The sequence below is a fragment of the Streptomyces sp. SYSU D01066-1 genome, from assembly GCF_054956795.1.
This window is the reverse complement of the sequence record NZ_JBUDHV010000005.1, coordinates 222,512-236,811: the sequence shown is the minus strand read 5'-3', so window position 1 is coordinate 236,811 and position 14,300 is coordinate 222,512. Positions and strand designations below refer to the sequence as shown.

The window sequence follows — 14,300 nt, the reverse complement described above, 5'->3', positions numbered from 1 at the left end:
AAGGCCCAGAGGACCCCCGTATGTCCGAGACCCCGTCCCACACCGGCGGCCTGCTGCTCCTGATCGACGGCACGGCCGGTCTGCTGACCGTCGCCGCGATCGGCATCGCGCTGCTGCTGTTCCTCATCATCAAGGTCAGACTCCAGCCGTTCGTCGCGCTGCTGGCCGTCTCCATAGCCGTCGGCCTGCTCGCCGGGCTGTCGGTCACCGAACTCTTCGGCACCGTCCAGAAGTCCGACGCCGTCTCCACCATCGAGTCCGGCATGGGCGGCATCCTCGGCCACGTCGCCATCATCATCGGCCTGGGCACCATGCTCGGCGCGATCCTCGAAGTCAGCGGCGGCGCGCAGGTGCTGGCCACCCGCCTGCTCGGCCTGTTCGGCGAGAAGCGGGCGCCGCTCGCCATGGGCCTCACCGGCCTGATCTTCGGCATCCCGGTCTTCTTCGACGTCGGCATCTTCGTCCTCGCGCCGATCGTCTACGCCGCCGCCAGACGCTCCGGCAAGTCGGTCCTCCTCTACTGCCTGCCGCTGCTGGCCGGCCTCTCCATGACCCACGCCTTCCTGCCGCCGCACCCCGGCCCGGTCGCCGCCGCCGGACTGCTCCACGTCGAACTCGGCTGGGTCATCCTCATGGGCGTCGTCTGCGGCGTCCCCGCCGTGCTGGCCGCCTGGGCCTGGTCCGCCTGGATCGGCCGCCGCATCTTCGTCGCCGTGCCGCAGGACATGGTGGAGGCCGCCGAGGAGGCCAGGGAGGCGGTCGTCGCCGAGCAGCGCGCCGCCGGGGTGGAGCCGCGGGAGACGCCGGTGCCGCTCGGCACGGTCCTCGGCATCATCGGCACCCCGCTGGTCCTGATCCTCGCCGCGACCTTCTCCTCGATCGTCCTGGACCCCTCCACCGGCCGCTCGGTGATCGAGTTCTTCGGCAACCCGTTCGTCGCCCTGACCATCGCCCTGTTCCTCGCCTACTACCTGCTCGGCATCCGGCGCGGCTGGTCCCGCAAGTCCCTGGAGACCGTCTCGACGGCCTCGTTGAAGCCGGTCGGCAACATCCTGCTGGTGGTCGGCGCGGGCGGGGTCTTCGGCGCCGTCCTCAAGGGCAGCGGCGTCGCCCAGGCCCTGTCCGACACCTTCGACGGCGTCGGCCTGCCGGTGATCGTCCTCTCCTACCTGATCTCCCTGGTGCTGCGCGTCGCCCAGGGCTCGGCGACGGTGGCGATCGTGACGACGGCGGGCATCGTGGCCCCGCTGCTCGCCGGGGGCGACCACTCCCAGGCGTTCACCGCCCTGGTCATCATGGCCATCTCGGCCGGCTCCATCTTCGCCTCGCACGTCAACGACGGCGGCTTCTGGATGGTCGCCAAGTACTTCGGCATCAGCGAACGGGACACCCTCAAGACGTGGACCGTGCTGGAGAGCGTGCTGTCGCTGGCCGGGTTCGCGGTGGCGGCCGTGGTGAGCCTGCTCGTGTAGGCGGCTCGTGCAAGCGGCTCATGTAGGCGTCTGATAACGAAGTTGGGGCTGGCTGTGCCCGGCACAGGATCGTCGACCATACTGCCCGCTGTGGAGCAGCGCAGAGGATCGACGAGCCAGCCCCTGGAAGGTGCCGGATTCGACCCGGCCTTCATCCCCGGGCTCACCGCACCCGTGTCCGGTGAGCCCGAGGACGTGGGACGCGACGAGGCGCAGAAGGACGCCGAGGAGCCCTCGCCGGTCGGCGAGACGCCCGCCGGGGACGCGGCGGACGCCGAGGAGACGGGCACCGGGGAGACGGACGCCGAGGACGAGGCCCCCGTGGACGGCCCCGTCTTCGAGGCCGCCGACCGCCGCGCGAAGATCGTCGCCGACCACAAGGGCATACGCCTGTCCCTCGACGACCAGGCGTGCGAATTCCGCTGGGACGAGGTCGGGGCCGTGGAGACGGAGACGGCCCGCTTCGGCAAGCGGTTCACCGTCACCGTGCACACGCCGGACCGCCGGTGGTACCCGATCGAGATCGAGGCGGCGTCCCGCAGCCGTTTCGCGGAGTGGGAGTCCGCCCTGGACGAGGTCCTGGACGCGTACTTCGAGGACGACGAGCCGGATGCCGAGCCCGGGACGGACGCGGGGCCGGACGAAGCGACCGCCGGAGGGACCCGCGAGAAGGCCGCCAAGGACGCCACCGTCCGCGCCGAGTAGGCGCACCGCGTGAGGACCCACGCACGCCCCTTTGTCCCGCTGTCCGCCATGGGCCTGGCCCCGGCCAGGTGGGCGTCACGTTCGTCGTGACCGCCTGCCTGGCGCTCACCTCCCCGCCGACGACTCCGTTCTTCCGGTCTTCCAGGACGAGCCCTTCCGCCTGATCGTCCACGGCGTCCTGGGCGCCGCCTCCATGCCGCTCGGCCGCCTCCCCGCCCCAAAGGGGCGCTACCCCCTTGAGCCGGCTTCGTCTCCGTGACCGGTGGGCTGTTGCCGCAGGGCTCCGACGAGGTATTCGGTCAGCTCGGCACGTCCGGACGTGTCCGTTCGCCGGACGGTCCCGCCGGGGCCGGACGCCAGCTGGGCCGGATGCCTCATCGTCGGTCCCGGACCGCCCATCTCCTCGTACCGCCCGTGGACCAGAGCCGGTCCGGGGCCGCCCATCTCCTCGTACTGCCCGTGGACCAGAGCCGGTCCGGGGCCGCCCATCTCCTCGTACTGCCCGTGGACCAGAGCCGGTCCCGGGCCGCCCGCTTCGTAGTCCTCGTAGCCTCCCGCAGGAGCGGGGGCGTGCAGCGGCTCGTAGTAGCTCTGGGGTGTCTGCAATGAGGAGAAGGTCGGGATGACGATCGTCCCCGCCGTGCCCGCGACCACCGGCCCGTCGTTCTCGTACCAGGGACGGTCGTAGCGGGACTCGGTGGGCACCAGCTCGTCGCTGGTCAGGTCCAGCCCCTGCCCCTTCTCCAGAGCGTCGGCGATCTGGTCCAGTGACCGTCCGCCCTGGAAGAGCTGGTCCATGTCCTTGAAGATCACCGGCTGGAAGCCGGCCGCCAGGAGCAGGCGCGGCAGGAGCACGTGCACGTTCAGCCGCCGGTTGGTGTCCTCGAACGGGTGGACTATGTGGATGCTCCGTACCGCCCGCCCGATGGCCTTGAAGCGGTCACGGTCGGTCTCCGCCCTGTCGAGATCCGCATAGAGGCGGTCGAGTATCTGCGTGACCAGGCGCTCGACCTCATCGTGCTTGTAGAGGGTCTCGATGAGGACGTTGGGAGCCCCGTGCATGCGGCCGTACCAGGTGAGGGCGTTGGGCCTGACGCCCGTGCTGGCGAAGCCGTCCCTCTTGACGGTCAGTGGCCTCCCGTCGATCTCCTCGTTCAGCACCGAGGGTGTGGGGGAGCTCGCACGCAGGGGAAAGCTGGTTGCGTAGCCGTCTTTGCCGGAAGGTTCGAAGTCCTTGCCGAGCCCGGACACCACCGCGTCGTGCATCGCGTTGTACTTGGCGAAGTCGACCCGGTCGCCGATGTCCTCGCTGTTGAGGTGCTGGTCGTACGCGGCCATCATGCTGGACTGGTAACCCGGCGACTCCTGGTGGTCGTACAGCTCCCCGGGGTTCTGCGGGTGCTTCTTCCGTGCCTCTTCGTGGTGGGCCGGGTCGAGCTGGGCCCGCCACCACTGGTCACGGGGGAGCACCTCCTCCAGCCGTCGGGGTGCACGGGCTCCAGGCACCGTCGTGTCGCCCGCCCGCTGGACGGGCATGTCCCTCACCGTACGCGCCACCGCGTTGTTCCCCGCGAGCTGCTGCAGAGCCGCCACATCGAGCGGGCGGGACGCGGACACGCCGCGCGACCAGGCCGGTGATGATCTCGGAGCATCGGGGCGCACGGTCGTCTCGTCCGTACGGGAACGACGCAAGTACACGGTTGTTCCTCCAGTCCAGTCCGTCATCATCGTGGCACGTCCGGGGGTGCCCGGAAACGGGCCGGACGGGCAGCGGGGATGCCCTCGAAGGACGGTTCGCACCACCCGGCGTCCGGTGGTGACGGACTGGGCTAGATCTGGCTCTGCCGCAGGACTTCCACCTGCTTCTTGTGGCTGGCGCCGCCCTGGAATATGTGACGTACATCTGGTGAGATCGCCGGTTTGAAGTTGTTCTCGAGGAGCAGCTTGGGCAGGATTACGTGGACGTTGAGCCGACGGTTTCCGTCCTGGAACGGGTGCGTTATCTGAAGTTTGGTGATGGTCTTCGCTATTACCTCGAGCTTGCTTTCGTCGGTTTCTGCGGTGCTTATTTCGCTGTAATAGTCCTGGAATATCTGATCGACCAGCGTCGACCAATCCTTGATGTTGTAGTTGGTTGATATCTCGGTGTTGCTCTCCTTCTTGGCGGTGGGGATGCCGAGGACGGAGACCGCCCTACTGAGTTCTTTGTCCGGTTTCTGGAAAGAGAAATTCTTGAAGTTTCCCAGAAGTTTCCGGTCGCCTACGTACAGTTTGTCGGTGTCCTCACTCATGGCGTCGGCACGCAAGGGGAACTTCGTCGGCTGACCTCTGTTTCCTGTCTTCTCCGGCTTCTTCCCGAGGTTTGAGGTCACCGTGGTGTGGAGGTCGCTGTACGTCTCGGAGTCGAGGGTGATTTCGGGGTCTTCGAGTGCTTTGCGGTAGGCGTCGACCATCCCTGCCCTGAATCCCGGTGACTGATCGTTGTCGTAATAGCTGCCTGGATCCTCGGGGTGCTTTTTCAGTGCGGTCTCATGGTCGTTCGGGTCCATGAAGAGTTTCCACCACTCACTCTCCGGCAAGACGTCGGAGAGCTTCTTGGCGACACGGGTACCAGAATTCGCGGGTCTACGGGAAGCCCTGGGAGTGCCCTGGTCCCGGCTCTCGTTCGGCGCCGGGGAGCCACTGGGAGGTTGGTAGGCCCGGGAGGAGAGGGTGGGGGGCTCGTAGGCCTGGGAGGAGAGGGTGGGGGGCTCGTAGGCCTGGGAGGAGAGGGTGGCGGGGGGTTGGTAGGCCCGGGAGGAGAGGGTGGGGGGCTCGTAGGCCCGGGAAGAGAGAGTGAGGCTGGAGAGGTCGGGCGGATACCCAGGACTCTTCTTCTCCTTCTCCTCCATGCGCTGAACCGGCGCGGCCGTCCCCTGCTCCAACGCGCGGTTGACGGCCGCGTTGCCTGCGGTGCGCTGAAGCTTCAGGATGTCCAGCTCCGCGGAGGACGCGGTCACGGAACCGGCTGGGGTCCTGTGGGGGCTGGTGGCAGAGCTGCCGCGCCGTTGCTGCTTGTACATGAGTTGCCTTTCATAAGTACAAATGGTCATGCAACTGTGCCGGAAGTTCCGGCATCAACGGCCGGACGGGCATGGTGGCGGGCACTGCCCGATGCCTTCCGGGACTCGCCCCGCCGGACGTCGGGCGAGCCTCTTCACAGCAGGTGGCCGGCCCTGCCCGCCTTGATGTCGGGAATCATGCGGCGCGGGGCGTCCCGGCTGTCGGCGAGGGGGATGCCCTCCGCGCCGGCTATGGCGATGCGGGCATTGCCGGTGGCGTCGGTGCCGGGGCGGAAGCAACGCGCTCCCTCCCGCGGAAGGGCTCTTCCCCTGTGCTGTCGTCCATGGCGCGTCTCCTCACAGGCCGTTGGCGACGTCCCGGACGAAGTCGCGGGACGCCTGCGGGGACAGGGTGATGCGCTCCATCCGGTCCAGGTGTGTACGGTACTTCGCGAACTGGGCGGCACCGCTCGGGAACTCCGGCCCGCGGGCGCTGTCGACCCGGGCGGTGTCCAGTTGAGGGACCGGGCCCCAGGCGGTCGAGACCTGCCCGGAGCCGGGGAGAGCCCCGGCGGCGAAGGGCACGGCCGACAGCCGTGCAGCCGGCCGCTCGGAGACCGCCGGCAGGTGCTCCGGCCGCGCCCGTACGACCCCGGGTCTGCCGAACCGCGCCCTGCCGAGGGCCTCCTGTACGAGGCTCTCGGCAGGGCGGGTGTCTCCGGCGGTCAGCAGTACTGGGACTCCTTGCCGATGGACCGGTACATGCAGTCGGAGTTCTCCAGGAGCTGCAGCACCGCGTCCCGGTTGCGGGAGGTCTCCCGCTCGATGACCTCGTCGGGCGGGTAGAAGCCGCCGCCGGAACTGGACGACGGGTACATCTCGAAGGTGAACCCGAAGATCTTCTGGCTTCCCCACAGCCAGTCGTCGATCGACCCGTCGGTGATGTACAGGTCGCTGGACTGCTCCGCCGTGTAGCCGTTGCTGGCGGCCATCTTCTGCCCGACCGTCGCGAAGGCGTTCCGGTCGTCGGCCGTCATCCCGGTGGTGGTGTCGGCGGTGGTGTAGCCGAAGGGCCACAGCACCAGTTCGCTGTAGGTGTGGAAGTCGATGCCCGCCTTGATCTGCTGCACCCCGCCGACGACCCGGCTGCGCACGAAGTCGGCGACGACCTTCACCTCGGTCGCCGACTCGCCCGCCGAACCCCGGTAGGTCTCGGAGGACGGCGAGCCGGAGGAGCCGCCGCAGCAGCCCCAGCGGTAGGCCCAGTTCCGGTTCAGGTCCGTACCGACGTACGAGGAACCCGAGTTGGGCTGGCGGTTCTTGCGCCAGGACCGGTAGGAGCCGGTGGCGATGTCGTACTCGCCGCCGTCCGGGTTCATGTCCGGCACGATCCAGATCTCGCGGCCGTTCACCATGCTGGTGACCCGGGAGTCGGAGCCGTAGCCCGCCCCCAGCTCGCGGATCAGGTAGAGCGCCATCTCCACCGTCAGGTGCTCGCGGGCGTGCTGGTGGTGGGTGAAGAGCACCTCGGGCTCGTTCTCGTCGGACGCCACGTTGTCGCTGATCTTGACGGCGATGATGTCCCGGCCCTGGTACGACTTCCCGATCACGCGCTTGCTGATGATGCCGGGGTACGCCGCGATCCGGGTGTCGATCTCCGCGGTCATCTCGGCGTAGTTGTGGTAGCCGGAGTCGGCCGAGGGGAAGTCGAGGAGCCGTACGCCGTCCGCGCCGCCCGAGCGGTCGGGGGCCGCGCCCAGCGGGGTGACGTCGTAGCCGAGCCGCTCCAGCTCCTTGATCTGGTCGGCGCGGCCGGAGACGAAGACCGAGTGGTCGTCGGCGTCGTCCACCGTGACGCCGGTGCGCTGGATCGCGGTGCGCGACGCGGAGTCCGAGCGGGTGCGCACCTCGTACTGGCGGATGTCGTCCGCCGACGGGGCGGCCTGGCGGGCGCTGTCGGCGCCGGCGTCGGTCGTCGCGGAGAGCGGGGCGGCGAGGGCGAGCGCGAGGAGGGTGGCGAGCGCGGCCCAGTGCCTGCGGCTGCCGGGGCCTCGTGAGCGAAGTCGCATGAAGTCTCCTGAAGTCTCCGGAACCTCCGGGATCTCCGGAGGCGGGGAGTGGAGCGGGGGGTGGTCCAGCGACGTGCTGTGCGGATGTGGCGCTCATCCTGGCGTCATGACATGGCCAGGTCAAGTGCATCCGCGCGCCCTTGCGCCGGAGTGCTCTTTACGCTTTCTTGATCGGCATGGCGGACGCTACGGGCACCCCCGGCAACACCGGCACTCCTCGCAAGTCGAGCTGGCGCCACATCGGCCCCGGCATCGTCGTCGCCGCGACCGGCGTCGGCGCCGGCGACCTGGTCGCCACCCTCATCGCGGGCGCCAACTTCGGCTACACCCTGCTGTGGGCGGCGGTCATCGGCTGCCTGGTGAAGATCTCCCTGGCGGAGGCGGCGGGCCGCTGGCACCTGTCCACCGGCCGCACCCTCTTCGACGGCTGGGCGAGCCTCGGCCGCTGGACGACCTGGTTCTTCGCCTTCTATGTCGTCGTCTGGGGCTTCGTCTACGGCGCGGCGGCGATGTCCTCCAGCGCGCTCCCCCTCCAGGCCCTCTTCCCGGACGTGATGGACCTGAAGTGGTGGGGCGTGGCCTGCGCGGTGGCCGGCCTGGCCTTCGTCTGGTTCAACAAGTACGCCGTCTTCGAGAGGGTCATGACCGTCCTGGTCGGCGTCATGTTCGTGGTCACCGTCTATCTGGCGGTCCGCGTCACCCCCAACCTCGGCGACGCCCTCGCCGGCCTCCTGCCGGTCCTGCCCGACGAGAAGGACTCGGTCCTCAACACCCTCGGCCTGATCGGCGGCGTCGGCGGCACGATCACGCTGGCCGCCTACGGCTACTGGGTCAACGCCAAGGGGTGGACGGACACCGGCTGGATGAAGGTGATGCGGCTGGACAACCGGGTCGCCTACCTCACCACCGGCGTCTTCGTCGTCGCCATGCTCTTCGTCGGCGCGGAACTGCTGCACAGCGCCCACATCGCCCTCGCCGGCGGCGACCAGGGCCTGGTCCAGCTCAGCGACATCCTGGAGGACCGGTACGGCACGGCCACGGCGAAGTTCTTCCTGATCGGCTTCTTCGCCACGTCCTTCACCTCGCTGATCGGCGTCTGGCACGGCGTCAGCCTGATGTTCGCCGACTTCGTGGCCCGGCTGCGGGCCGGGACGGCCGAGGCGACGGGCGAGAAGATCGCCGCCGGCGAGCGCGAGCGCTCCTGGCCGTTCCGCCTCTACCTCCTGTGGCTGACCTTCCCCCCGATCGTCCTGCTCTTCCAGGGCCAGCCCTTCCGCCTGGTCATCATCTACGGCGTGCTGGGCGCCGCCTTCATGCCCTTCCTCGCCCTGACCCTGGTCTGGCTCCTCAACTCCACCCGCACCCCCGCCGAGTGGCGCAACGGCCGGCTGAGCAACGGCATGCTGGGCATCGCGGGCCTGCTCTTCCTCGTCCTGTGCGTGAAGCAGATCTGGGACCAGCCGTGGTCGGAGTTCTTCTAGCGCGGACCCGGTGAGGTCTGGGCACGGGGCGTCACGGCGGGGCCGCCCCCACCGGCGGGCTGCCCCTCGAAGCCGGGTCGGCTCACTTGGCCGAGCGCCTCGACGGCCAGGTACTCGCCGGGGGTACCGCCCCTGTACGCCCACGCGCCGTTCCGGATGCCGGCCAGGGGGTCTCCTCGTGGCGGGGGACGGCCGTTTCGGAGCAGGTGGTCGGCCTTGCCCGCCTTGATGTCGACAATCATGCGGCGGAGCGCTTCGCGGCTGTCGGTGAGGTGGTCCTCTTCGGCGCCGGCTATGGCGATGCAGGCGTTGCCGTCGTCGTCGGTGCCGAGGCGGAAGCAGGCCGATCCCTCGGCGCGGAAGGGTTCTTCCCAGGTGGTGTGGTCCATGGCGAGTGTCCTCACGGGCTGTTGGCGACGTCTCGGATGAAGGCACGGGAGGCCTGCGGGTCCTGGCCCGCGCCGCCCGGGCCCGCGACGGCATCTGGGGCTTCGGTGAGGCCAAGGAGCCCGGGGGCGGGACGCGGACGTGGGCGGCCCCGCCGAGGACGGGTGCGGCGGCGTACGGGGCGTGTGGACGGCGTGCGTCAGCGGCGGCAGCCGGTGGGTCCTGTGCGTACGCGGTACGGGTGAATGGGCCCGCGGATCGTTTCGGGGCAGGTGGCGGGTCTTCTACGTTCTCCCCGTGGACCCCAGGGCCGGGAGAAGGACCCTGCGGGCGGCAACCGGTGAAAGGCCACCTGATGTCGGGGTTGGGGAGCGCGGTGGCGCGGATGGTGTCCTTCGGGCCGACCGTCGGCTGCGGCGCGCTGGCGGTCTCGCTGGTGCTCCGTGCGTGGTGGGCGAGCGGACGGGTGCGGACGCGTCTGCTGCTGCTGGGGGGTTCGGCGGCGGCCGGAGGCGTGTACCGGGTCGTGGCCGGCGTGCTGTCGGCCCACCCGCAGGACCCGGGGCAGGACGAGCGGTCGCTGTCGGGAACGGTGGTGATGGTCGGGGCGACCCTGACGGTCGCGCTGGGCACGGCCGGTCTGGTGGTCGCGGCCGACGCCGGCACCGGCCGGCCCGCGCTGCTGCGGCGGGTGCTCGACGGGCTGGTCGCGGCCGGGGCCCTGTTCATGACGGGCTGGGTACTGCTGAGCGGGGTCGGCGCCGGCTGGCGGCTCGGCGAGGGGATGGTGGGTGTCCTGTGGGCGGCCGAGCTGGTGTTCCTCAGCTTTCTGCTGGCCCTGTGCCGTCTGGTGCGCAGTGACCGCAGGCCCGCCCTGTGGGCGGGGATCGCCGGCCTCTCCCTCATTCTGGCCGGCGACACCCTGCAGCTCGCGGCGGTCGGCCCGCACGGCCCCGGCGGGACGTCCTGTCCGTTGGCCGACGGCTACCGGACCGCGGGTCTCCTGGTGATCATCACAGCCCCGTGGCTGCCCGGCGGGGCGAGCGTCCTGGACATGGCCCGGCCGACGCTGCGGTGGGGGATGGAGGGCGCGGCGGCGTTCGTCCCGCTGACGGTCTGCACGGTCACGACCCTGGGGCAGGTACTGGCTCCCGCCGCGCACGACCCGGTGCCGCTGCTGGTCGGCGGGACGGTGCTGCTGGGCCTGTGGGTACGGGAGAAGTACCTGTCGAACGAGCGCCCGGGACGGCGGGAGTGAACCCGCGCGGCTGTTCCCCCCGCCGCCGCGGCGGGGGGAACAGCCGCCGGACCGGCCGGAGCTACGGCAGCGCGTGCACGTGCGGTCCCACCGCGCCCGACCAGCCGTTGCCCGCCGTCGCGTCCCAGTTGGTCGACCAGGTCATCGCGCCCCGCAGGTCCGGGTACGCCTTGGACGGCTTGAAGGAACCGCAGTTCGTGAGCCTGGTCAGGCAGTCCAGGGCGTCGTTCACCACGGACGGGGCCACGTAGCCGCTTCCCGCCGCCCGGGCGGAGGCGGGGGTGCCGATGCCCACCTGGGACGGGGACAGGCCGCCCTCCAGCTGGATGCAGGCCAGCGCGGTCAGGAAGTCCACCGAGCCCTGGCTGTGGACCTTGCCGTCACAGCCCAGCATCGAACCGCTGTTGTAGTACTGCATGTTGACGACGGTGAGGATGTCCTTCACGTTCAGCGCCGTCCGGAAGTAGGACCCGGACGTCGACTGCATGTCGATGGTCTGCGGCGCCATCGTCAGGATCAGCTCCGGGCCCGCCTTCGCCGACAGGGCGCGCAGGGCCTGGGTCATGTACGTCGCGTCGAGGCCGTTCTCCAGGTCGATGTCGACGCCGTCGAAGCCGTACGTCCGCATCAGGGAGTGGACCGAGTCCGCGAAGTTGGCCGCGGAGGCCGCGTCCGCGACCGACACCGTGCCCCTCTCGCCGCCGACCGAGATGATCACCTTCTTGCCGGCCGCCTGCTTGGCCCTGATGTCGGCCTTGAACTGGTCGACGGTGTAGCCGTCCAGGCCCGCCGAGTCCAGGTCGAAGGTCACCGCGCCCGGCGTCGTCGTCGCGTCCGCGAAGGCGACGGCGACGATGTCGTACGCGGCCGGGACGTCGGAGAGCCTCTGGACCGTCGCCCCGTTGTCGAAGTTCTGCCAGTAGCCGGTCACGGCGTGCCGGGGCAGGGCGCCGCCGCCGGACTCGGCCGTGCGCGCCGGCACCGCCGCCGACCTCACCGACTCGCCGGCCGCGTTGGCGGCCGTGACCTGGAAGGAGTAGGACGTCGCGGCCGACAGGCCGGTCACGGTCGCCGAGGTGCCGGTCACCGCCGTCACCTTCGTACCGTCGCGGTAGACGGAGTAGCCGGTCGCGCCGGACACCGCGTTCCAGGACAGGGAGACCGAGGAGGAGGTCGTGCCGGAGACGCTCAGGCCGGCCGGGGCGGCGGGGACGGCGGGGACGGAGGGCTGCTCCCCGTCGCCGCCGCCCCCGTCGGGGCCCTGCACGGAGATGTCGTCGGCGTAGTAGGCGGGCTGGCCGTACCAGCCGTGCGTGTACACCGTCACCGAGGTCGTCGAGGCGCCGGTCCGGAAGGTCGTCGTCAGGTGCTTCCAGGCCGTGGAGTCCGGGGTCCAGGCCGACACGTCCGTCGTGCCCGTGCCCGTGACGCCCAGGTAGGCGTACCCGCCCCGCACCCAGGCGCCCAGCGTGTACGTCGAGTCCGGGACCACCGCGACCGTCTGCGCGCAGCGCGCGTTGTCCTGGCCGCTCGGCGTCGCCTTCAGCGCGGCGGCGCCCGTGCGGACCGGGGAGCTGACGGTCGTACCGCTGCCCGCCGAACAGGACCAGCCGCTCAGCCCGGACTCGAAACCCGGGTTGCCCGCGTTGTCGACGTCCGCGGCGGACGCCGGGCCGACCGCCGTCACGGTGAGGGCGAGCGCGGCGGTGGCGGCGCCGGCCCAGGTGCCGAGGCGTCTTCCGGGCTGTCTGCGTACGGGGTCCACTGGTGCCTCCGGGGGAAGTAGGGGGACGGTGGCCACCGTTGGGAGTACAAGGTGGTCCAGACCAATTGGCCTGTCAAGGGGGTGGGTGTGGACCGAGCGGGGGAAGGGTGGAGGTGGACATGCCATTGGGAAATGGTGATCCTGTCCCGGTTTGGCGGGACTTGTGCGTCACAAGTTGTTCCACAGCTACAGAAACGCTGTTCTCCGGTCACAGACGCGTGGATACAGTGCTCGGGAAGTCACGCAGTGAAGTCATCCGGGTGTGCCGGAGTCACTCCGGTGGACCGACGGGCATGGGAGACGGGGAGCCGCGCGTGCCAACTGCCATTGCCGTGACCAGTGCCGACCTGGCGCTGCCGCCGCAGGACGAGCGGACCATGCCCGCCATAGTCCTCCAGGACGTCGGACAGCGGCCCCTGGAGCAGGTGCTGGCCGAGCTCCAGACCCTGGTCGACCAGTACGGACACGTCATCGTCGTCTGCTCGCAGGCCGCCTCCGCCGGGGTCGAACGACGGCTGCGCACCGCCCGGTCCCTGCTGGAGAGCGACCGGATCGCCCTGTTCCGGCCGGAGCTGCCGCCGCTCGGACTGGCGGTCCTGGTGCGGCAGTTGCGCCAGCTCGCCTCCTGCGACCTCAGCCCCGGCGTCCTGGCGTCGGCGGGGCGGCTGCTCACCCACTACATCCACGCCGGTGCCCTGCTCGGCTCGGTCGCCCGGCTCGACCGGGTCCCGGTGGGGCTGAGGGCGCACGCCAAGTCGTGGGTGCCGGGCAGCCAGTTCGCCGTACTGGCGCATCCGGAGCCGCAGCTGGTGCGGATCGGGCCCGACGCCGCGCTCGACGGACCCGACTTCGGCACCTGGATGCTGGTCGCCAGGGGCCAGCTCCCCTCCGACTGGGTCACCCAGACCCTCGCCCCGTCCTGGAACGTGCTGGGCCTGCGCGAGACGCCGCTGCCCGCCGACTCCCCGGCCTGGTGGGGGACGGGCCGGGTGACCGAGTTCTGCGCCTTCCTGCCCGACCTGTCGGTCCTCTACCAACTGGTGACCTCGGTGCGGCAGAGCACCTGCCACTGGTGCGGCATCGACGTCATCGGCGACCGGTGCGTCTTCTGCTCCGCCGGTCCGCCGCCCGACGAGGCCCGGCAGCGCAACGGCCGCGCGGCCCTGCCGGCCGGTCCGCGGCAGGGCGGCCGGTACGGCGGCGCCCACGGGAGGACCGGCGGCCGGCACGGACGGCCGTACGAGATCGAGTACGGCTCCGCCCCGAACGGGACGTCACGCGGCGCCCTGCCCGCCGGCCCTGGCGGGTGAGCCCGTGACCCGCCCGCGCCCCGAGCCCCCTGTTCCCGCCCCCGCCCCCGCCCCCGCCCCCGCCCGACCGATATCCCCGATGAGGTTGTACGGCACATGAACTCCCGCCAGCGCCGCGGCGTGATCCTGCTCGTCCTGTCGGTCCTGTGCGCCTTCGGCGCCTTCGCCGGCGTCCTGTCCGTCATCAGCGACGTGAAGTCCAAGGTCGGCCCCGAGGTCACCGCCTACCGGCTCAAGGACGAGATCAAGCCCTACACCCCGCTCAGCCCGGACCAGTTCGAGAAGATCGAGATGCCCGAGCGGTGGCTGTCGGAGAACGCCGTCACCGACCTCTCCGCCGTCCGCGGCAAGATCGCGGTGACGACGCTGAAGGGCGGCTCGCTGCTCCAGAGCGACATGATCGTCGACCAGCCCGCCCTCCAGCCCGGACAGCAGGAGGTCGCCATCATGATCGACGCGGCGACCGGGGTGGCCGGCAAGATCACCCCCGGTTCCACCGTCAACGTCTACGCCACCTTCGAGGGGGCCCGGGAGGGCGACCCCGACCAGTCGAAGATCATCGTGACCGGTGCCAGGGTCCTCGACGTCGGCAAGCTCACCTCGCTCGAACCCGACGAGAACAGCACCCGCCGGGACGCCTCGGAGGCCGTCCCCATCACCTTCGCACTGTCCACCCTCGACGCCCAGCGCATCACCTACGCCGAGTCGTTCGCCCAGCGGGTCCGGCTCGCGCTGGTCGCGCCCGGCGGCGACAGCACGGTCCCCGAGCAGGACCGGACGTACGAACTCGCGAAGGACAAGTGAGAGGCCCG

At 70.5% G+C, this 14,300-nt stretch carries 11 protein-coding genes and 1 pseudogene; 6 read left to right on the top strand and 6 right to left on the bottom strand.

Annotated elements, in window-relative coordinates; genetic code table 11:
* The first annotated feature begins 20 nt into the window (after positions 1 to 20).
* Entirely contained in the window at positions 21 to 1,472 is a 1,452-nt protein-coding gene (locus ACY1JF_RS07795) for a GntP family permease (RefSeq protein WP_462704250.1), read from the top strand.
* Positions 1,473 to 1,562: 90 nt separating this feature from the next.
* Positions 1,563 to 2,177 carry a hypothetical protein gene (locus tag ACY1JF_RS07790; RefSeq protein WP_462704249.1) on the top strand — a complete coding sequence of 205 codons (615 nt, stop codon included), beginning with the start codon at positions 1,563 to 1,565 and terminating at the stop codon, positions 2,175 to 2,177.
* 228 nt (positions 2,178 to 2,405) lie between these two features.
* Here ACY1JF_RS07790 and ACY1JF_RS07785 read toward each other — a convergent pair whose 3' ends face one another.
* The 4 genes from ACY1JF_RS07785 to ACY1JF_RS07770 form a co-directional block, all read right to left on the bottom strand.
* A complete protein-coding gene (locus tag ACY1JF_RS07785) occupies positions 2,406 to 3,713 on the bottom strand; it encodes a hypothetical protein (protein ID WP_462704248.1) in 1,308 nt (435 codons plus the stop codon).
* Between the two features lie 293 nt (positions 3,714 to 4,006).
* Positions 4,007 to 5,176 carry a hypothetical protein gene (locus ACY1JF_RS07780; RefSeq protein ID WP_462704247.1) on the bottom strand — a complete coding sequence of 390 codons (1,170 nt, stop codon included), beginning with the start codon at positions 5,174 to 5,176 and terminating at the stop codon, positions 4,007 to 4,009.
* A gap of 399 nt (positions 5,177 to 5,575) precedes the next feature.
* Complete coding sequence (locus ACY1JF_RS07775) at positions 5,576 to 5,947, bottom strand: Scr1 family TA system antitoxin-like transcriptional regulator (protein ID WP_462704284.1); 372 nt, start codon at positions 5,945 to 5,947, stop codon at positions 5,576 to 5,578.
* Complete coding sequence (locus ACY1JF_RS07770) at positions 5,944 to 7,287, bottom strand: M14 family metallopeptidase (RefSeq protein WP_462704246.1); 1,344 nt, start codon at positions 7,285 to 7,287, stop codon at positions 5,944 to 5,946. Before ACY1JF_RS07770 ends, ACY1JF_RS07775 begins: the two co-directional genes overlap by 4 nt.
* A 176-nt stretch (positions 7,288 to 7,463) precedes the next feature.
* Here ACY1JF_RS07770 and ACY1JF_RS07765 point away from each other — a divergent pair, with 176 nt between their 5' ends.
* Complete coding sequence (locus tag ACY1JF_RS07765; protein ID WP_462704245.1) at positions 7,464 to 8,768, top strand: Nramp family divalent metal transporter; 1,305 nt, start codon at positions 7,464 to 7,466, stop codon at positions 8,766 to 8,768.
* A gap of 200 nt (positions 8,769 to 8,968) precedes the next feature.
* Here the strand turns inward: ACY1JF_RS07765 and ACY1JF_RS07760 are convergent.
* A pseudogene (locus tag ACY1JF_RS07760) lies at positions 8,969 to 9,157 on the bottom strand (hypothetical protein); the annotation flags it as partial.
* Positions 9,158 to 9,510: 353 nt separating this feature from the next.
* On the opposite strand from ACY1JF_RS07760, the gene ACY1JF_RS07755 reads away from it, so the two are divergent.
* Positions 9,511 to 10,413 (top strand): hypothetical protein, encoded by a 903-nt coding sequence (locus tag ACY1JF_RS07755; RefSeq protein ID WP_462704244.1) that lies wholly within the window; start codon positions 9,511 to 9,513, stop codon positions 10,411 to 10,413.
* A 61-nt stretch (positions 10,414 to 10,474) separates the two neighbouring features.
* On the opposite strand, the gene ACY1JF_RS07750 is transcribed toward ACY1JF_RS07755, so the two are convergent.
* Positions 10,475 to 12,178 (bottom strand): chitinase, encoded by a 1,704-nt coding sequence (locus tag ACY1JF_RS07750; protein WP_462704243.1) that lies wholly within the window; start codon positions 12,176 to 12,178, stop codon positions 10,475 to 10,477.
* Positions 12,179 to 12,471: 293 nt separating this feature from the next.
* Here ACY1JF_RS07750 and ACY1JF_RS07745 point away from each other — a divergent pair, with 293 nt between their 5' ends.
* Both ACY1JF_RS07745 and cpaB read left to right on the top strand, forming a co-directional pair.
* Positions 12,472 to 13,488, top strand: coding sequence for a hypothetical protein (locus ACY1JF_RS07745; RefSeq protein WP_462704242.1), 1,017 nt, complete (start codon positions 12,472 to 12,474; stop codon positions 13,486 to 13,488).
* Between the two features lie 96 nt (positions 13,489 to 13,584).
* Entirely contained in the window at positions 13,585 to 14,292 is a 708-nt protein-coding gene (cpaB, locus tag ACY1JF_RS07740; RefSeq protein ID WP_462704241.1) for a Flp pilus assembly protein CpaB, read from the top strand.
* Positions 14,293 to 14,300: the final 8 nt, after the last annotated feature.